The following is a 19,649-nucleotide window of genomic DNA, read 5'->3' as shown; positions in this document are numbered from 1 at the left end:
CCGTTACTGTGCAGTAGACGGCCGGTAACTGTCAACCGGGTTGTCACTCTGTTGAACATCAATTGTTTCATTAATGTTCACATATTGTAAAAATTAGCCCTGATATTGCCGGTGAGCGCCTTTTTTCCCCAGCAGGCGCTGCCCCAGCACGGTGCCGCAGGCGGAAAGCAAGAGCGCGCCGCACAGCGGAACCATCCACCACAGGCGATAATCCGGCTCCCAGGGAAAATCGAACACTTTACGCTGCAACAGCCCCAGGGCCACCTCCGCGCCCGCCGCCGCCACCACGCCGGATACCAGTCCCAATAATGCAAACTCATACCACAGCGTGGCCCGCAGCAGCGTTTTCCCGGCGCCAAGCGTGCGATAGACCACCAATTCCTGCTGGCGCTGGCGCATGCCGACCTGTACCTGCGCCAGCAGCAGCAGCCCGCCGCACAGTAATACCAGTATCACCATGATTTCCAGCGCCCGGCTGACCTGTTGCAGAACCTGGCCGATCTGTCCCAGAATGGCACCGATATCCAGCAGGCTGAGCGTGGGAAACTGGCGGTTTAGCTGTGCCGGAAAAGCCGCGGGGCCCTGATAACGGAAACTGGTCAGCCAGGTTTGCGGCTGGCCGTCCAGGGCGCCCGGAGGAAAAATAAAGAAAAAATTCGGCCGCAGGCTTTCCCAGTCCACCTTGCGCAGGCTGGTGATCCGGGCGCTGAAGGATTGGGTATCGCCGGTAAAGGTGAGCGTATCGCCAAGCTTGAGCTTGAGCTGGTCGGCTACCTGCTGTTCCATGGAGACTTCCCCCGGCCCCGGCGGCCAAACGCCCGCCACCAGCAGGTTGTGATCGGGCTTTTGCTCCAGCCAGGTCAGGTTCAGCTCGCGGTTTACCGTCCGTCCGCCCGCATCGTTCTCATGGATCAGGTCGGTGGCTTTTTGGTGATTAATTTCCGTCAGCCGGGCGCGGATGATCGGGTAAAAGGTGCCTGGCGCTACCCCGTTGCGCTGCAGAAAGTCCCTGACCTGCGGCACCTGATCGCCGGTCATGTTCAGCAAAAAGTAATTAGGGCTTTCCGGCGGCAACTGCTGCCGCCAGCGATCGAGCAAATCTCCGCGCATCACCAGCAGCAGCGCCAGCAGCATAAACGACAGCGAGAACGCCGCCAGTTGGGTCAGCGTTATCCAGGGCTGGCGCAGCAGGCGATTCAGCGCCAGGCGCAGCGCCAAACGCCGGACCACCAGGCGACGCAACAGCCATAACGCGCCCCATCCCACCGCTGCCAGCAGCAGGGACAGGACGCCCATGCCGCCGGCCAGCGACCATAACAGGCCGTTGGCGCCGACGGTGAGCAGCAGCAGGGCCAGCACGATAATCAGCATTACCGGCAGATAGATACGCAGCGGCCAGAAGGTTTGGGTAGCGTCGCGCCTGAGCACGCGCAGGGGGCGGGTTGCCAGCAACTGACGATAAGGACGCAGCCCCACCAGCAGAGAAATCACCACCAGCGCCCCCAGGGACCATAACCACGGCCAGCCGCCGGCGGGCGGCAGTTCGGCAGGCAGGACCGGCGCCAGCATCCGCATCAGGGCCGCTTCAAATAATAAACCGATCATACTGCCGCTGACGCCGGCGAAGACCAGCAGCGAGAGCCATTGGCCGACCACCAGTTTCATCAGCGCGCGCCTGCCGGCGCCCAGGGTTTTCAGCACCGCCACCAGATCGCCGCGGCTGCGGCAGTAATGCCCCATGGCCACCGCCACCGCCGCCACCGACAGCAACAGCGTCAGCAGCGCCGACAGCACCAGGAAGGACCGCGACCGTTCCAGGGATGAATTCAGCGCGCCGCTGGAATCATCCATGCTGTACCAGCGCTGGGAAGCGTCGAGCTTCGGCGTCAGGTAGCGTTCGAAACGCTCAAGCGCGGGCGGATCGCCGGCAAACAGATAGCGCCAACTGACCCGCCCGCCCGGCTGTACCGCGCCGGTGGCGGCCACATCCGCCAGGTTGATGACGATGGCCGGCGCGGTCTGGAAGGGATTAAAACCGCTGTCCGGCTGCTGGATAAGCTCGCCGGCGATGCGCAACGTCGCATCGCCCACATCGAGCGGATCGCCGATTTTCAGCCCCAGCAGGGCCATCAGCCGCGGCGCCACCAGGACGGTCCCCGGTTGCGAACGCAGGCCGGCCGGGCGGGTCGTCAGCGTGCCGTACAGCGGATAGAGGGCGTCGGTGGCCGTGACATCGGCCAGTTGCGCATTATCGCCGGCGAAAGTCATGGTCATAAAGCGGATCTGCCGGCTTACGGCCAGGCCGTCATTCGCGGCCTGCTGCAGCCAGCCCTCGGCCACCGGACCCGACGCGCGTAATACCCGGTCGGCGGCCAGGAATTCGCGGCTTTGCTCGCCGAGCCCTTTTTGCATGCGGTCGCTGATATTGCCCAGCGCCAGCACGCAGGCAACGGACAACGTCATGGCCAGCCAGACAATCAGCAGCGACGGTGAACGCCATTCACGCCAGAACCAGCGACCGATCATGCCACCTCCAGCAATTGACCGTCCTGCAGGCGCAGGCGTCGTTCACAGCGCGCCGCCAGCTGCGTATCATGCGTGACCAGGATAAGCGTGGTGGCGTTGTCCCGGTTAAGCGAGAACAGCAGATCGGCAATACGATCGCCGGTTTTACGATCCAGGTTGCCCGTCGGCTCATCGGCAAACAGCACCTGCGGGCGGCCGCTGAACGCGCGGGCCAGCGCCACGCGCTGCTGCTCGCCGCCGGAAAGCTGGGCGGGCAGGTGTCCCAGGCGCCGCGCCAGGCCAAGCTTATCCAACAGTTCCAGCGCTTGCTCCCGGCTTTGACGTTCGTTTTCGCCGCGCAGCAGGGCGGGCAGTTGCACATTTTCCAACGCGGTCAGGGTGGGCACCAGCATAAACGACTGGAAGACAAAACCGATGCTTTTGGCCCGTAGCCTGGCGCGTGCCTCTTCGTCGAGCGACGCCAGTGGTTGCCCCAATAAACGCACCTCCCCTTCACTGCCGTCGTCCAAGCCGGCCAGAATGCCGAGCAAGGTCGACTTGCCGGATCCGGATTCGCCGATCAGGGCAATTGTCTGGGCGGGTTTGACAAGCAGCTCAACTCCGGTAAGGATGGAGATCTGGTTTTCTCCCTGACCGACGTGTTTATTAAGATGATGAACTTCAAGAACGTTTTCCGCGGGCATTTTCTCTTCCTTTTCCTGATGGCGTTATTGAGTGTACGTGCAAACGCCGCAGACACCTTATTGATTTTGGGCGATAGTCTTAGTGCCGGCTACCGGATGCCGGCGACGCAGGCCTGGCCGTCCCTGCTTAACGATCGCTGGCGCAAGGAGTCGGACAATATCCGCGTCGTCAACGGCAGCATCAGCGGCGACACCGCGACACAAGGACTGGCGCGCCTGCCGGGCCTGCTGGCGCTGCACAAGCCGCGCTGGGTCGTGATTGAGCTGGGCGGTAACGATGGCCTGCGCGGCTTCCCGCCGCCGTCAATCGCCGGCGATCTCGCCAAGGCCATATCACAGGTTAAATCGGCGGGCGCGCAGCCCCTGCTGATGCAAATCCGGCTGCCATCCAATTACGGCCGGCGCTATACCGAGTCGTTCAGCGCCATCTATCCGGCGCTGGCGCAGCAATATAACGTGCCGTTATTGCCTTTTTTTATGGAACAGGTGTACCTGAAGCCACAATGGATGCAGGATGACGCCATTCATCCCAACGCGGATGCGCAGCCTTTTATTGCCGAATGGATGTCCGCCAGGCTGCTGCCCCTACTTAAACATGATTTCGCCTCCGGCGGAGCGGCCAATGGGTAAAGTTATGCAAAAAACCGTCGTTATCACCGGCTGTTCCAGCGGCATCGGCTGGGTGGCGGCGCAGGACCTGCGCCGGCGCGGCTATCGGGTGCTGGCGACCTGCCGTAAACCGGCGGATGTCGCCCGCCTGGCCGCCGCCGGGTTTGAAACGCTGGCGCTTGATCTTGACGACGAGCGCAGCGTCGACGACGCGTCGGCGCGCATCCTGGACCTCTGCGGCAAGCGGCTGTACGGTTTATTCAACAATGCCGGATGCGGGGTATACGGACCGCTGGCAAGCCTTTCCCGCCGCCAGTTGGAACAGCAGTTCGCCAGCAATCTTTTCGGCACCCATCAGTTGACGCAGCGGCTATTGCCGGCCATGCTGCCCCACGGCGAGGGGCGCATCATCCAGACCAGTTCGGTAATGGGGCTGGTAAGCACCCCGGGACGGGGCGCCTACGCCGCCAGTAAATTTGCCCTGGAAGCCTGGTCGGATACGCTGCGCATGGAACTGCACGGCACCGGTCTGTGCGTGAGCCTGATTGAGCCGGGGCCGCTCAGCACCGCCTTTACCCGCAATGTAAACCAGTCGCAGGCGGATAAACCGGTGACCAATCCCGGCATCGCCTCACGATTTACATTGCCGCCAGAGGCTATACTGCCCAAACTACGTCATGCTTTGGAGCATCCACGCCCCCGATTGCGTTATCCGGTGACCCTGGTCGCCAGCGGTTTGTCCCTGCTGCGCCGTTGGCTGCCGGGCCGTTGCCTGGATATGATTTTACGCGCCAGCCATTGAGGCGGGGAAAGATGCCCCAATATAGTGCTAAAACGGGAGAGAGAATTTCATGTTAGCTCAAGCCACCATTATTGATATTAACGAAGCAAACCTACAGCAGACGCTCGAACTGTCCATGTCGCAGCCGGTGCTGTTCTATTTCTGGTCGGAACGCAGCCCGCATTGCCAGCAGATGACCCCGGTTATCGATAAACTGGCGCAGGAATTCGCCGGGCAGTTCGTCCTGGCCAAAGTGGATTGCGACGCCCAGCAGGCGCTCGCCGCCCAGTTCGGCTTGCGCGCCATCCCGACGCTCTATCTGTTCAAAGACGGGCAGCCGCTGGATGGTTTTCAGGGACCGCAGCCCGAAGAGGCGATTCGCGAACTGCTGCTTCGCGCCCTGCCCGATCCGGCGCAGCTGAAAATGACCGAGGCCAGCGATCTGATGCAGCAAGGACAGTATGCCGAAGCGCTGCCCCTGCTCAAGGAAGCCTGGCAGCTGAGTGACAAATCCAGCGAGGCGGGCCTGCTGTTGGCGGAAACCTATATTCAGCTCAAGCGCACCGAGGATGCCGAAGCCGTGTTGGCGGTTTTTCCGCTGCAGGATAAGGACACGCGCTACCAGGGCCTGATGGCGCAAATCGAACTGATGAAGCAGGCGGCGGATACGCCGGAAATACAGTTGCTGCAACAGCAGGTGCAAAACGCCCCGGCGGACGCGGGGCTGGCGGTGCAACTGGCGCTGCAATTACACCAGGTCGGCCGCAATGAAGAAGCGCTGGAACTGCTCATCGGCCATTTGCGTAAAGATCTTGCCGCCGCCAACGGCGATGCGCGCAAGACCCTGATGGATATCCTGGCCGCGCTCGGCACCGGCGATGCCTTAGCCGCCAAATACCGCCGCCAGCTTTATTCCCTGCTCTACTAAGGGTTCCCCGGGCCAATGGCGCCCGGCTACACTCTGCTTATGCCGCCGGGCGCGCATGAAATGCGTGCCTGCGTCACTGATTCCCCCCGCTTGGCGCGTCTTTGCCCCGGCAAAAGCGTACTATTACATTAGTGTTGAAAAGAGTGTGTCATGCTAAATACGTGTGAAGAAGATGTCGCACCGGCCGCGCTAGATGGCGTTATTATTTTCTCTCATGAAATGGAGATTTCACCATGGAGATTTCACCCATGCTGACGGTAATCCCAATTATTATTGTCCTGGCCCTGATCATCGTCTGGGCGGGGATAAAAATTGTCCCTCAGGGATACCAATGGACGGTTGAGCGTTTCGGCCGCTATACCCTTACCTTAAAACCCGGGCTGAACCTGGTGGTGCCGTTTATGGACCGGGTAGGCCGCAAGATTAATATGATGGAACAGGTGCTGGATATTCCCTCGCAGGAAATCATCTCCAAGGATAACGCCAACGTGACCATCGACGCCGTGTGTTTTATCCAGGTGGTCGATCCGGCGCGCGCGGCCTATGAAGTCAGCAACCTCGAGCAGGCCATCCTTAACCTGACCATGACCAACATCCGTACGGTGCTCGGTTCCATGGAGCTGGACGAAATGCTGTCGCAGCGCGACGGCATCAATACCCGTCTGCTGCATATTGTCGATGAAGCCACCAGTCCCTGGGGGATTAAGGTCACCCGTATCGAAATCCGCGATGTGCGCCCGCCCGTCGAGATGATCGCCGCGATGAACGCCCAGATGAGGGCCGAGCGAACCAAACGCGCCAATATCCTGGAAGCGGAAGGCGTGCGCCAGGCGGCCATTTTACGCGCCGAGGGTGAAAAACAGTCCCAGATCCTCAACGCCGAAGGCGAACGGCAGGCGGCATTTTTGCAGGCGGAAGCCCGCGAACGCGCCGCCGAGGCGGAAGCCAGGGCCACTAAAATGGTGTCCGAGGCCATCGCCGCGGGCAACATCCAGGCCATTAACTACTTTGTGGCGCAGAAATACACCGATGCCCTAAAGCATATCGGCTCCGCCAACAACAGCAAGGTTATCATGATGCCGCTTGAGGCCAGCAATCTGATGGGCGCCATCGGCGGCATCGCCGAACTGCTTGGCGAGAGCAAAACCGGCCGGGGTAAATAACCATGCTTGCCGCGCTGGTCGTCCATCCGCACTGGTTTTGGATTTCGCTCGGCGGCCTGCTGCTGGCCGCGGAAATGTTGGGCGCCAGCGGATATTTATTGTGGAGCGGCGTCGCCGCCGTACTGGTGGGGCTGGTGGTATGGGCCGTGCCGCTAGGCTGGGAGTGGCAGGGCGTGGCCTTCGCATTGCTGACTATCTGCGCGGCGCTGGGATGGTGGTACTGGCTGCGCTCGCGCACCAAAGCGTATCCGGCATCGCTGCTGAACCGGCGCGGAGAACAGCTGGTCGGCGTCAAGACCACCCTTGCGGAACCCCTGGTGAACGGGGTGGGCCGGGTACGCATTGGCGACAGCACCTGGCGCGCGCGCTGCGATACGGATCTGGCCATGGGCGCCACGGTCGAGGTGATCGCGGTGGAAGGCATTACCCTGCGGGTGCGTCCTTATCATGAACACGCATGAGGCCGCCCGCCGTGGCCCGCGGCAGGTAGCAGGGTCGTTATTCCCGGCGGGCGCCGGCGGCGCAGCAACCCGACAGGTTATTGATAATCGGGCATTCGGCGCTATCGTCGCCGGGACAACTTTCCGCCAGGATCAATAAATGACGGCGCATGGCCTCCAGTTCCTCAATGTGGTGCTCGATGTCTTTGACCTTACGCAGGGTGCGTTCCTTGACATCGGCGCTGTGGCGCAGCGGGTCGTTAAACAACGCCACCAGCTCGCGGCACTCATCCAGGTTAAATCCCACCAGCCGCGCCTGGCGCAGCAGCGTTAGCTCCTCCACATGGCGCGCGTTATAGCTGCGATAACCGTTATCCCGGCGCACCGGCGGCGTTACCAGCGCCTTATCCTCATAAAAACGGATCGCTTTACGGGTTAAACCGGTTTTTTTCGCCACATCGCTGATATTCATGGTTCCCCCTTGACCTTCCCCTTGCGGCAAGGTTTAAGCTCTATTACAACGACTTTTCCACGGCGCAGTCAATCAGTTCGGCACCCTTATTACCGCCGGTAACGACCCGCCGCCTTTTCCACCAAGGAGTTTTCAATGTCACAGACCATTGTGCTCGCCCTGCAGGGACTCTCCTGCGAACATTGTATCAAACGGGTCCGGGAAGCCCTGGAATCACGCGATGACGTGGAAAGCGCCCAGGTGGCGCTGGATTATGCCACGGTCACCGGCGCCGCGACGGCGGCGGAGCTTATCGCCAGCGTCAAACAAGCCGGCTACGAGGCCGCGCCCGCGGGCCGGCCCGATACCGAACTCCAGCTTTCCGGCCTGAGCTGCGGCCATTGTGTAGCCACTACCCGTAAAGCGCTGGCCGCCGTGCCGGGCGTCAACGCCGCCGAGGTCACGTTGGATCACGCCGGCGTTTATGGCGCGGCCGATCCGGCGGCGCTTATCCGGGCGGTGGAGCAGGCTGGCTATCAGGCTATCCTTGCGGGGAATATCGCCCACCCAAAAACTGAGCCGCTGACAGGCAACACTTCAGCGCCGGATATTCTGGCAGCGGCGACATTACCTCCGGCAACGGCTCCGGTAAGTACCGATACCGATGACAGCCTGCATCTGCTTATCAGCGGCATGAGCTGCGCCAGCTGCGTCCTGCGCGTTGAACGGGCCTTACAGCAGGTGCCTGGCGTTGGGCAGGCGCGGGTCAACCTGGCGGAGCGTAGCGCCCTGGTGCTGGGAGCGCCCGACGGCGACGCGTTGATTGCCGCCGTGGCGCGCGCCGGCTACGGCGCGGAAATTATCCAGGATGACGCCCTGCGGCGGGAGCGCCAGCAGCAGACGGCGCTCCAGGCGACGCGTCGTTTCCGCTGGCAATCGGCGCTGGCCCTGGCGCTGGGCGTGCCGCTGATGGCGTGGGGACTGTTCGGCGGCAGTATGACGCTGACGCCGGAAAGCCGTCCGCTGTGGCTGGTCATCGGCGTTGCTACGCTTGTGGTGATGGCGATCGCCGGCGGTCATTTTTACCGCAGCGCCTGGAAGAGCCTGCGAACCGGCAGCGCCACCATGGATACCCTGGTGGCGTTGGGCACCGGCGCCGCCTGGCTTTATTCCATCAGCGTCGCGCTGTGGCCGGACGTGTTTCCGATGATGGCGCGGCACCTCTATTTCGAGGCCAGCGCGATGATCATCGGGCTGATTAACCTGGGCCACGCCCTGGAGCAGCGCGCGCGCCAGCGCTCGTCCCAGGCGCTGGAACGCCTGCTGGATCTGACGCCGCCCATGGCCCGGGTGGTCGAGGCCGACGGCGAACGCGCCCTGCCGCTGGCCGAGGTGCGCCTTGGCATGATCCTGCGCCTGACCACCGGCGACCGGGTGCCGGTGGACGGCGAGATTACCCAGGGCGAGATCTGGCTGGATGAGTCCATGCTGACCGGCGAACCGGCGGCACGGCATAAATCCGCCGGCGAAAAGATCCATGCCGGTACCGTGGCGCAGGACGGCAGCGTGCTGTTCCGGGCCGACGCCATCGGCAGCCAGACGACGCTGGCGCGGATTATCCGTTTAGTACGCCAGGCGCAGAGCAGCAAACCGGCCATCGGCCAATTGGCGGATCGCATTTCGGCCATCTTTGTTCCCGCCGTGGTGGCGATAGCCGTGATCAGCGCGGCCATTTGGTATCTGGTGGGCCCGCAGCCGCAGATGGTCTACACCCTAGTGATCGCCACCACGGTGCTGATTATCGCCTGTCCCTGCGCCCTGGGGCTGGCCACGCCCATGTCTATTATCGCGGGGATCGGTCGCGCGGCGGAGTTCGGCGTGCTGGTGCGCGACGCCGACGCGCTGCAGCATGCCACCACCCTTGATACCCTCGTATTCGATAAAACCGGCACGCTGACGGAGGGGCGGCCGCGGGTGGTGGCGGCCGAACCGGCGGCCGGTTTTGTCCTGGAGGATGTTGTGGCGATCGCCGCCGCGCTGGAGCAAGGCTCCAGCCATCCCCTGGCGCACGCCCTGGTGGCCTATGCCGGCGCGCGGGCGCTGGCCGGGGTTGGTGATTTCCGCACCCTGCGCGGCCTGGGCGTCAGCGGCGACGTCGCGGGGAAGCGGGCGTTGCTTGGCAACAGCGCGCTGCTGCAACAACAGCAGGTCGATATCGCCGGCCTTGCCGCGCGGGTCGCCTTTTGGTCTGAGCAGGGCGCCACGCCGGTATTGCTGGCGCTGGACGGCAAGGCGGCGGCGCTGTTCGCCATCCGCGATCCGCTGCGCGACGACAGCGTGGCCGCGCTGCGCCGGCTGCATGGCCTGGGTTATTCCCTGGTGATGCTGACCGGCGATAACCCGGCTACCGCCGGCGCGGTGGCCAGGGAAGCCGGCATCGACCGGGTGATCGCCGGCGTCCTGCCGGACGGCAAGGCGGAGGCGATTAAAACGCTGCAACGCCACGGACACCGGGTGGCCATGATTGGCGACGGCATCAATGACGCCCCGGCGCTGGCGCAGGCGGAAGTCGGCATCGCCATGGGCGGCGGCAGCGACGTGGCGATTGAAACCGCTGCCATTACCCTGATGCGCCATAGCCTGCACGGGGTAGCCGATGCGCTGGCGATAGCCAACGCCACGCTGCGCAATATGAAGCAAAACCTGCTTGGCGCATTTATCTATAATGCCCTGGGTATTCCCATCGCCGCCGGCGTCCTCTATCCCTTTACCGGCACGTTGCTCAGCCCGGTGGTGGCCGGCGCGGCCATGGCCTTATCGTCCATTACCGTGGTCAGCAACGCCAACCGCCTGATACGCTTTAAGCCCAAAGCGTAACGCCTTACACGGGCGATGATGTTAACGTTAAGGACTTGTCACGCAACGGGAGTGGTATGCAATGAGGAGCTTATTACGGCGCATGGCGACCCTGCTGGGTTTTTTGCCCGCGGAGCAGTACGCCTGGCCCGGCATGGACGTCAGCCTGTCCGATCACCGCCGGCTGCATATGGTGGGCAGCATCCATATGGGCACCCGTGATATGGCGCCGCTGCCCGCGCGCCTGCTATCCCTACTGCGCCAGGCCACGGCGCTGGTGGTGGAAGCGGATATCACCGCCGGCTCGCCGTTGACGTCGGTGCCGCCGGTGGCTACCCCGCTCAGGGATCGTCTGTCCGCAGACCACTATCGCATTTTCAGCGACCTGTGCGCCGAATATCAGCTGGACGGGGAGGCGCTGTCGGCGTTGCCCGCCTGGCAGATCGCCCTGATGCTGCAGGCGCGCCAGGCCGAGCGGCTGGGGCTGCGCGCGGACTACGGCATCGATTATCAGCTGATCCAGGCGGCCAGGGACATGGGCAAGCCGGTCATTGAACTGGAAGGGCCGCAGGAACAGCTGGACCTGCTGCTGCAGCTTCCGGATCAGGGGAACGCCCTGCTGGAGGATACCCTGCGCCATTGGCATACCAATGCGCGCCTGTTGCAGACCATGATCGGCTGGTGGCTCGACAGCAGGCCGGTCAACCTGGATAAAGCCTTTCCCGCCACCTTCAGCGCGGATCTGTATCATTATCTGATGACCGAACGCAACCTGCGCTGGAAACAGCAGTTGCAGGACCTTCCCGCCGGCGGCTATGTGGTGGCGGTGGGCGCCCTGCATTTGTACGGCGCCCAAAGCCTGCCCTCGCTGCTGCGGCGTTGAGTTTTTGTCCGGCGGGGCATTTACCCCTTGCCGCGACTACGTTAACCTGAATTATTATTTATTCATTAAGTATCTTATTGGTATTCGGGACGATGTTATGACGCCTGCGGTTAATATATTGGAAAAAAACCATATTGCATTCACGCTCCATCCTTACCAGCATGATAGCGATGAAACCCATTTTGGCGCGGAAGCGGTCAGCAAGCTGGGACTTGACGCGGCCCAGGTTTATAAAACCCTGTTGGTGGCCCTGAACGGCGAGGCCAGGCAGTTGGCGGTGGCGGTGACGCCGGTGGCGCTGCAGCTGGATTTGAAAAAAGTCGCCAAAGCGCTGGGCGCGAAAAAAGCCGAAATGGCCGACCCCCTGCTGGCGCAAAAGACCACCGGCTATCTGGTCGGCGGCATCAGCCCGCTGGGACAGAAGAAACGCCTGCCGACGGTCATTGACGCGCCGGCGCAGGCATTTGCCACGATATTCGTCTCAGGCGGCAAACGCGGCCTGGATATTGAACTCAGCCCGGCTGATTTGCGCCAGCTGCTGTCGGCGACATTTGCCGATATCGCTAAACGCGACGGCCAGGATAAGGGTGCGCCACTCGCATGACGTTACGCGCCACCGATTCGCTGTCTGCGCATACGGGGGGACGGCGCACGCTGTTCCCGGTCCTGGCTGCCATCAGCGTCGCCCATCTGCTCAACGATATGGTGCAATCGCTGATCCTGGCGATTTACCCGCTGCTGCAGGCGTCGTTTGCGCTCAGTTTTACCCAGGTCGGTATGATTACCCTCACCTACCAGATTACCGCCTCGCTGCTGCAGCCGCTTATCGGCGGCTTTACCGATAAATATCCGCAGCCCTACTCGCTGCCCATCGGCATGGGTTTTAGCTTATGCGGCATCCTGATGATGGCGGCGGCGACCAGCTTTCCAATGGTGCTGGTCGCCTCGGCCCTGGTCGGCACCGGCTCGTCGGTTTTTCATCCGGAATCGTCCCGGGTGGCGCGCATGGCGTCCGGTGGGCGCCATGGCCTGGCCCAGTCGCTGTTCCAGGTCGGCGGCAATTTCGGCGCCTCGCTCGGTCCGCTGCTGGCGGCGGTATTTATAGCGCCTTATGGTAAGGGGCATCTGGCCTGGTTTGCGCTGGCGTCGCTGTTGGGCACCATCATCTTGCTGCAGGTGGGCAAATGGTACCGCGGCGCCATCAGGACGCCCGCGCCGCAACGCGCCCAGGCGGCCAGCGCATCGCCGCTGCCGTCCCGGCGGGTAGCCTGCGCCATTGCCGTGCTGCTGGTGCTGATCTTCTCCAAATATTTTTATCTCACCAGCATCAGCAGTTATTACACTTTCTACCTGATCCATAAGTTCGGCCTGTCGGTACAGGCGGCGCAGATGCATCTGTTCGCGTTTCTGTTTGCGGTGGCGGTCGGCACCGTTATCGGCGGGCCGGTGGGCGATCGCATCGGCCGGAAATACGTGATTTGGGGTTCGATCCTCGGCGTCACGCCGTTTACCCTGATGCTGCCTTATGCCTCCCTGGCGGTAACCGGCGTGCTGACCCTGTTTATCGGCGTCATCATCGCCTCGGCCTTTTCCGCCATACTGGTGTATGCCCAGGAACTGCTGCCGGGCAGGATCGGCATGGTATCGGGGCTGTTTTTCGGCTTCGCCTTCGGCATGGGCGGGCTTGGCGCTGCGGTGCTTGGCCATATCGCCGATAGCACCAGCATTGAATATGTCTACCAAATCTGCTCGTATTTGCCTTTATTAGGCATTCTGACCGCTTTTCTGCCTGATAATAGCTAAAAGTGTTTTTTGTTTCCCACGAAACTGTTTCGCTGGGAAACCACAGGCCTTGCCCCGCACGGTAATAGCGTAAAAAAGTGATGAAACTTTCGTCTTGACCCTTTTTTCGTCGCAAAAGCTTTTTTTCGCCTCTTTGCTATAAATTCCTACACAAAGCCCCATCGAATACCATAAACTCAATATGTAAAACTTTGTTTCTAACCCCCCTTAATGAAGGAGTTGGGATGCATCATGCCACACCGCTCATTAATACCATCGTGGGAGGACTGGTCCTGGCTTTCCTGCTGGGCATCCTGGCTAACCGCTTTCGCATTTCACCCCTGGTAGGCTACCTGGCGGCCGGCGTGCTGGTCGGTCCGCATACCCCCGGTTTCGTCGCCGATACGTCGCTGGCCCCCGAACTGGCCGAGCTGGGCGTGATTTTGCTGATGTTCGGCGTGGGGCTGCATTTTTCGCTGAAAGACCTGATGGCGGTGAAATCCATCGCCATTCCCGGCGCCATCGCCCAAATTGCGGTGGCAACGCTCCTGGGCATGACCTTTTCCCTGGTCATGGACTGGACCCTGGCCAATGGGCTGGTGTTCGGGCTATGCCTGTCCACCGCCAGCACCGTGGTGCTGCTGCGCGCGCTGGAGGAGCGGCAGCTTATCGATAGCCGGCGTGGCCAAATCGCCATCGGCTGGCTGATTGTCGAAGATCTGGTCATGGTGCTGACGCTGGTCTTGCTGCCGGCCTATGGCAAGCTGCTCGGCGGCGAAAGCGAAACGATGCGGCAGGTGTGGCTGGATCTCGCGCTGACGCTTGGCAAAGTGGCGGCCTTTATTACTTTGATGATCGTGGTGGGGCGGCGGATTGTGCCGTGGGTACTGGCGAAAAGCGCCAGTACCGGCTCCCGTGAGCTGTTCACGCTGTCGGTGCTGGCCATGGCGCTGGGCATCGCCTTCGGCGCGGTGGAATTGTTCGGCGTCTCGTTTGCGCTGGGCGCGTTTTTCGCCGGCGTGGTGTTGAATGAATCGGAGCTAAGCCATCGCGCCGCCCATGACACATTGCCGCTGCGGGACGCGTTTGCCGTGTTGTTTTTTGTCTCGGTGGGTATGCTGTTCGACCCGCTGATCGTTATCCACGAGCCGCTGGCGGTGCTGGCCACCCTGGCCATTATCCTGGTCGGGAAATCGGCGGCGGCGTTTGCGCTGGTAAAAATCTTTGGTCACTCCAGTCGTACCGCCATGACCATTTCAGTCAGCCTGGCGCAAATAGGCGAGTTCGCTTTTATTCTGGCGGGACTCGGCATTTCACTTGGCATGTTATCGCCGCAGGGGCAGAACCTGGTGCTGGCCGGGGCGATTTTGTCGATTATGATCAACCCGCTGATGTTTGCCCTGCTTGAGCGCTATCTGGCACGGCATGATAGCGAGGACGAAAAAACCGCCGAAAGGCAGGCCGGGGAGGAGATCCAGCAGCCGATGGAAGTGTGTCATCACGCGCTGCTGGTCGGTTACGGCCGGGTCGGCAGCCTGATCGGGGCGAAACTGGCCGAGGCGGGCATGCCGATGGTGGTGATTGAACATAACCGGGCGCGTGTGGATACGCTGCGCGGCCAGGGAATCAATGTCGTGCTGGGCAATGCCGCCAAGCCGGAAATACTGTCCCTCGCGCGCCTGGACTGCGCCAGCTGGCTGTTGCTGACCATCCCAAATGGGTTCGAGGCCGGGGAAATCGTCGCCCTGGCGCGGGAAAAACGCCCTGATCTGCGCATTATCGTGCGCGCGCATTATGACGACGAGGTGGCGTATATTACCGAACGCGGCGCCACCCGGGTGGTGATGGGCGAGCGGGAAATCGCATCCAGCATGATTGCCCTGCTCCAGTTGGACGCCGCCAAAATCCCCTACTGATCCTTAGCGCAACTGCTCGCTGACCAGTTGGCGCATCATGTCGATGTGGGCGGGGTCGTCATTCAGCGCCGGGATATAGTGGAAGGCGTCGCCGCCGGCGTGGGTGAAAATTTCACGATTCTGTTCCTTGATTTCTTCCAGCGTCTCAAGGCAGTCGGAGGAGAATCCCGGGCATATCACTTGGATATGCCGGATGCCCTGCGCCGGCAGGTCTTTGAGTGTCAAATCGGTCGCCGGCGTCAGCCAGGGATCGCGGCCAAAGCGCGATTGGAAGGTCATCATCACCTTTTCCGGCGGAAAATCGAGCGCGGCCACCAGCGCGCGGCGGGTGTCCTCGCAGCGCAGCGGGTAGTCGTCCCCTTCGCGGGCGTAGCGTTGCGGGATGCCGTGAAACGAGATCACCAGGCGATCCGGTTCGCCGTGTTCGGCGAAAGACCGGCGGACGCTTTGCGCCAGCGCGGCGATATAGGCCGGATGCTCGGCGTAGTCGCGGATAAAGCTGATGGACGGCAGGGACCGGTAGCGGCCAAGGATGCGCGCCACTGCATCCCAGATGGACGCACTGGTGGAACTGGAGTACTGCGGGTAGAGCGGCAGGATCACCAGTTTGGTGATACCGGCCCCCAGCAGGCGTTCGAGCGCCGCCGGCAGCGATGGACTGCCATAACTCATCGCCAGCTCCACCTGCGCGTCCGGCAATACGGCGGCCAGTGCCGCCTGCTGGCGCCGGCAAAATACCATCAGCGGCGATCCTTGTTCCATCCAGATGCTTTTATACAATTTGGCTACCCGGGGTGAGCGCAGCGGCAGTATGACGCCGCGCAGCAACGGCCACCACAGGATACGCGGGGTATCCACCACGCGCCGGTCGCTGAGAAATTCGGCCAGGTAACGCCTTACGGCCTGGGGTGTCGGCGCCTCCGGCGTGCCCAGGTTTACCATCAGCACGCCATATTTTTCCTGTTTCATTCCCTGCCCTTCCTTATATGGTCAATAAGCCAATTCCCTGTATTTAAAAGGGATTAACCGGCGGTTATCGCCAAGTTATTGTAGCGCAAAAGTGGCGGCCGGAAATTGTTATCGGCGCCGGGGATGCAAATCATTACGATAGGCGGCAGGGCGATGATCGTGGGGAGAGGGGCATTGGCGGAGGCGCGGCGGACAAGAGGCGCCAGGCGTAGATACCGCCTGGCGTATAATGCGCGGTAATCAGCCCAGGATCGCGGCCAGTTCTTTGCTGACGGCGGCGACCGGTTGGGTGCCGTCGATTTTACGGTACTGGGTGTGGCCGGCTTCAGCTTCTTTCAGGTAATAGCCAATCAGCGGCGCGGTTTGCTGATGGTATTCCACCAGGCGTTTGCGCACGGTTTCTTCCTGATCGTCTTTGCGGGTGGTGAGCGGCTCGCCGGTGACGTCATCCTTGCCTTCGTGTTTTGGCGGATTAAATTTGACGTGATAGACGCGCCCCGACGGCGCATGGACACGGCGGCCGACGATGCGATCGATAATCAGTTCATCCGGCACGGCGAATTCCAGGACATAGTCGACGTTGATGCCGGCGTCCTTCATGGCGTCCGCCTGCGGAATGGTGCGCGGAAAACCGTCGAGCAGGAAGCCGTTGCGACAGTCGTCCTGTTTGATGCGTTCTTTGACCAGCGCAATCACCAGTTCGTCGGTGACCAGTTTGCCGGCGTCCATGATAGCTTTGGCTTTTTTACCCAGTTCGGATTGCGCTTTTACCGCGGCGCGCAGCATGTCGCCGGTGGAAATCTGCGGTATGCCGTACTTTTCCATAATGAATTGTGCTTGAGTGCCCTTACCAGCGCCCGGAGCGCCCAGCAGAATGATACGCATTGCGTAAATCCCCTTGCTAACAAATGTAAAAAAATAAGAAAACGCTAAACCTTACCACTACTGGGTATGTTTCCTCAAGGAAAGGGCGCAGGGAGAGACGGTTTAACGGCGCTTTCAGAATCCACCCCATTGGCACGCTCTCCCTTGAACACGTCTGCATTAACCGCAGTGTTGGCGGGCATACTGCGCCATGGGGCGCTTTCCCTTGAACACGTCTGCTTTAAACCCGGTGTTGGCGGGCATATCGCGCCATGGGGCCTCGGTCGGGCGGGAACACCACGCCCGATTCGACCCCATTGGCACGCTCTCCCTTCAACACGTCTGCTTTAAGCCCGGTGTTGGCGGGCATATCGCGCCATGGGGCGCTCGGTCGGGCGGTAACACCACGCCCGATTCGACCCCATTGGCACGGTCTCCCTTGAACACGTCTGCTTTAAGCCCGGTGTTGGCGGGCATACCGCGCCATGGGGCGCTCGGTCGGGCGGTAACACCACGCCCGATGCGACCCCATTGGCACGCTCTCCCTTGAACACGTCTGCTTTAAGCCCGGTGTTGGCGGGCATACCGCGCCATGGGGCCTCGGTCGGGCGGGAACACCACGCCCGATTCGACCCCATTGGCACGGTCTCCCTTGAACACGTCTGCTGTAAGCTCGGTGTTGGCGGGCATACCGCGCCATGGCGCGCTCGGTCGGGCGGGAACACACGCCCGATTCGACCCCATCGGCACGCCCTCCCTTGAACAGATCTGCGTTGAGTTCGGTTTGGCGCATGTTTTTCCATAGTATAAGGGCCAGGTTAACCTGGCCCTTAGTGTGCTGGTAAATATACCCGCGCGGCGTTATGCGCTCAGCAGTTGGTTCATGCGGCGGATAAACTGGTTAGGATCGTCCAGGGTGCCGCGTTCCGCCAGCAGCGCCTGATCGAACAGCAGCTCAATCCATTCGTTGAAGTGGCTCTCTTCGTTAATGTCGGCGGCGCGTTTGACCAGCGCATGATCCGGATTGAGTTCAAATATGTATTTGATCTCGGGCGCGGCCTGGCCGGCGGCGGCAAACAGCTTCGCCATTTGGGTGGTCATATCGTCGGCCGCGGTGGTGACGATGGCCGGGGTATCGGTCAGGCGGTGCGTGAGACGCACGTCCTTGACGCGATCGCCCAGGAAAGTCTTGACGCGCGTGACAAACGGCTCAAGCGCTTTTTCCGCGTCTTTTTGTTCCTCGGCGGTCTCTTCGTCGGCCAGCTTGTCGAGCGTGGCGTCGGTTTTGCTTACCGACTGGAATGGTTTACCTTCAAACTCGGTCAGGTAGCTCATCATCCATTCGTCAATGCGGTCGGAAAGCAGCAGGACTTCGATGCCCTTTTTGCGCAGCAGTTCCAGATGAGGGCTGCTCTTGGCGGCCGCGTAACTGTCGGCGGTGATGTAATAGATCTTTTCCTGGCCTTCCACCATGCGTCCCAGATAATCCTGCAGCGATACGGTTTGCGCCGAGCTGTCGGTATGGGTGGACGCAAAGCGCAGCAGCTTGGCGATGCTTTCGGCGTTGGCGGTATCCTCGCCCGGGCCTTCTTTCAGCACCAGGCCGAACTGCTGCCAGAATTTCTGGTAGCTTTCGGCATCGTCCTTGGACAGCTTATCCAGCATCTGCAGCACGCGCTTGGTCAGCGCGCTTTTCAGGTTCTGGGTAACGCGGTTATCCTGGAGGATTTCACGGGAGACGTTCAGCGGCAGATCGTTGGAGTCGATCAGGCCTTTGACGAAGCGCAGGTAGTTAGGCATAAACTGCTCGGCGTCGTCCATGATAAAGACGCGCTGGACATAGAGCTTCAGGCCATGTTTATGATCGCGGTTCCACATATCCCACGGCGCCTGGCCCGGTATATACAGCAGGCTGGTATATTCCTGCTTGCCTTCGACGCGATTATGGCTCCAGATCAGGGGATCGCTGAAGTCGTGGGAGAGGTGTTTGTAGAATTCTTTGTATTCCTCGTCGCTGATTTCGCCCTTGCTGCGCGTCCACAGCGCCTGGGCTTTATTAATCTTTTCCCAGGTGACGGTGGCTTCTTTTTCTTCTTTAGCGGCATCGGCATCGGCGGCTTCATCGTCCACGGCCTCCGCCTGGGCGCGGGTTTCGATCTCGACAGGCAGGGCGATATGATCCGAATATTTGCTGATGATGCTGCGTAAACGCCAGTCATCGAGGAATTCGTCTTCGCCTTCGCGCAGATGCAGGGTGATTTCGGTGCCGCGTTCGGGTTTGGTGATATCGGCAATGGTGTAATCGCCTTCACCGGCTGATTCCCAGAAAACCCCTTCATCGGCGGAAGCGCCGGCGGCGCGGGTGCGCACCGTGACTTTATCGGCCACGATAAAAGCGGAATAGAACCCGACGCCGAACTGGCCGATCAGCTGGCTGTCCTTGACCTGATCCGAACCCATGGACTCAAGGAAAGCCTTGGTGCCGGATTTGGCGATCGTACCCAGATTGTCGATAACCTCTTCGCGCGTCATGCCGATGCCGTTGTCGCTCAGAGTCAGGGTGCGTGCTTCTTTGTTGCTTGACAGGCGTACCCGTAGCTCGCCGTCCCCCTCATAGAGCTCCGGCTGGGATAAAGCGCGAAAACGCAGTTTATCCGCCGCATCCGAAGCGTTGGAGATCAGTTCGCGTATAAAAATTTCTTTATTGGAATAAAGTGAGTGGATCATCAGCTGAAGCAATTGTTTAACTTCAGATTGGAATCCGCGGGTTTCTTGTCCTTTCATATTTATACTTACCT

At 61.1% G+C, this 19,649-nt stretch carries 15 protein-coding genes and 1 pseudogene; 10 read left to right on the top strand and 6 right to left on the bottom strand.

The features are described from left to right. Positions 1 to 93 precede the first annotated feature (93 nt). Together ybbP and ybbA are read right to left on the bottom strand one after the other, a co-directional pair. Positions 94 to 2,526 carry a putative ABC transporter permease subunit YbbP gene (ybbP, locus tag ACL2XQ_RS05400; RefSeq protein WP_413740117.1) on the bottom strand — a complete coding sequence of 811 codons (2,433 nt, stop codon included), beginning with the start codon at positions 2,524 to 2,526 and terminating at the stop codon, positions 94 to 96. After that, positions 2,523 to 3,209, bottom strand: a complete 687-nt coding sequence (gene ybbA, locus ACL2XQ_RS05395; RefSeq protein WP_410016149.1) for a putative ABC transporter ATP-binding protein YbbA — start codon at positions 3,207 to 3,209, stop codon at positions 2,523 to 2,525. The genes ybbP and ybbA overlap by 4 nt, the downstream gene beginning before the upstream one ends. Here ybbA and tesA point away from each other — a divergent pair. From tesA to ACL2XQ_RS05370, 5 genes are all read left to right on the top strand, one after another. Further along, entirely contained in the window at positions 3,177 to 3,839 is a 663-nt protein-coding gene (tesA, locus tag ACL2XQ_RS05390) for a multifunctional acyl-CoA thioesterase I/protease I/lysophospholipase L1 (RefSeq protein WP_410016150.1), read from the top strand. The two genes, ybbA and tesA, sit on opposite strands and share 33 nt — an antisense overlap. A 4-nt stretch (positions 3,840 to 3,843) precedes the next feature. Next, a complete protein-coding gene (locus tag ACL2XQ_RS05385; RefSeq protein WP_410016605.1) occupies positions 3,844 to 4,620 on the top strand; it encodes an SDR family oxidoreductase in 777 nt (258 codons plus the stop codon). 49 nt (positions 4,621 to 4,669) lie between these two features. Beyond that, a complete protein-coding gene (locus ACL2XQ_RS05380; protein WP_410016151.1) occupies positions 4,670 to 5,527 on the top strand; it encodes a tetratricopeptide repeat protein in 858 nt (285 codons plus the stop codon). Positions 5,528 to 5,775: 248 nt separating this feature from the next. Further along, the gene (locus ACL2XQ_RS05375; protein WP_410016606.1) at positions 5,776 to 6,690 is read left to right on the top strand and encodes an SPFH domain-containing protein; all 915 of its coding nucleotides are present in this window, start codon (positions 5,776 to 5,778) and stop codon (positions 6,688 to 6,690) included. Between the two features lie 2 nt (positions 6,691 to 6,692). Further along, the gene (locus tag ACL2XQ_RS05370) at positions 6,693 to 7,151 is read left to right on the top strand and encodes an NfeD family protein (RefSeq protein ID WP_410016152.1); all 459 of its coding nucleotides are present in this window, start codon (positions 6,693 to 6,695) and stop codon (positions 7,149 to 7,151) included. Positions 7,152 to 7,188: 37 nt separating this feature from the next. On the opposite strand, the gene cueR is transcribed toward ACL2XQ_RS05370, so the two are convergent. Continuing rightward, a complete protein-coding gene (gene cueR, locus ACL2XQ_RS05365) occupies positions 7,189 to 7,602 on the bottom strand; it encodes a Cu(I)-responsive transcriptional regulator (protein ID WP_410016153.1) in 414 nt (137 codons plus the stop codon). Positions 7,603 to 7,737: 135 nt separating this feature from the next. On the opposite strand from cueR, the gene copA reads away from it, so the two are divergent. The 5 genes and pseudogenes from copA to ybaL all read left to right on the top strand — a co-directional run bounded on the left by copA (position 7,738) and on the right by ybaL (position 15,018). Then, positions 7,738 to 10,458, top strand: a complete 2,721-nt coding sequence (gene copA / locus ACL2XQ_RS05360; RefSeq protein WP_413740116.1) for a copper-exporting P-type ATPase CopA — start codon at positions 7,738 to 7,740, stop codon at positions 10,456 to 10,458. Between the two features lie 61 nt (positions 10,459 to 10,519). Next, positions 10,520 to 11,320, top strand: a complete 801-nt coding sequence (locus ACL2XQ_RS05355; protein WP_413730858.1) for a TraB/GumN family protein — start codon at positions 10,520 to 10,522, stop codon at positions 11,318 to 11,320. A 97-nt stretch (positions 11,321 to 11,417) separates the two neighbouring features. Next, positions 11,418 to 11,924, top strand: coding sequence for a Cys-tRNA(Pro)/Cys-tRNA(Cys) deacylase YbaK (ybaK, locus tag ACL2XQ_RS05350; RefSeq protein WP_410016156.1), 507 nt, complete (start codon positions 11,418 to 11,420; stop codon positions 11,922 to 11,924). Positions 11,925 to 11,977: 53 nt separating this feature from the next. Beyond that, positions 11,978 to 13,123 (top strand): annotated as a pseudogene (locus tag ACL2XQ_RS05345) (MFS transporter); the annotation flags it as partial. A 224-nt stretch (positions 13,124 to 13,347) separates the two neighbouring features. Beyond that, positions 13,348 to 15,018 carry a YbaL family putative K(+) efflux transporter gene (gene ybaL / locus ACL2XQ_RS05340; RefSeq protein ID WP_413722268.1) on the top strand — a complete coding sequence of 557 codons (1,671 nt, stop codon included), beginning with the start codon at positions 13,348 to 13,350 and terminating at the stop codon, positions 15,016 to 15,018. A gap of 3 nt (positions 15,019 to 15,021) precedes the next feature. Here the strand turns inward: ybaL and hemH are convergent, their stop codons facing one another. From hemH to htpG, 3 genes are all read right to left on the bottom strand, one after another. Further along, positions 15,022 to 15,987, bottom strand: coding sequence for a ferrochelatase (hemH, locus tag ACL2XQ_RS05335; RefSeq protein WP_410016158.1), 966 nt, complete (start codon positions 15,985 to 15,987; stop codon positions 15,022 to 15,024). Between the two features lie 240 nt (positions 15,988 to 16,227). After that, on the bottom strand, positions 16,228 to 16,872 hold the full coding sequence (adk, locus tag ACL2XQ_RS05330) for an adenylate kinase (protein ID WP_413722267.1): 645 nt from the start codon (positions 16,870 to 16,872) through the stop codon (positions 16,228 to 16,230). Between the two features lie 840 nt (positions 16,873 to 17,712). Continuing rightward, a complete protein-coding gene (gene htpG / locus ACL2XQ_RS05325) occupies positions 17,713 to 19,635 on the bottom strand; it encodes a molecular chaperone HtpG (RefSeq protein WP_410016160.1) in 1,923 nt (640 codons plus the stop codon). Positions 19,636 to 19,649: the final 14 nt, after the last annotated feature.

It is taken from the genome of Sodalis sp. RH14, from assembly GCF_047324285.1.
Taxonomy (GTDB): domain Bacteria; phylum Pseudomonadota; class Gammaproteobacteria; order Enterobacterales; family Enterobacteriaceae; genus Acerihabitans.
This window is presented reverse-complemented; position numbering and strand designations above follow the sequence as displayed.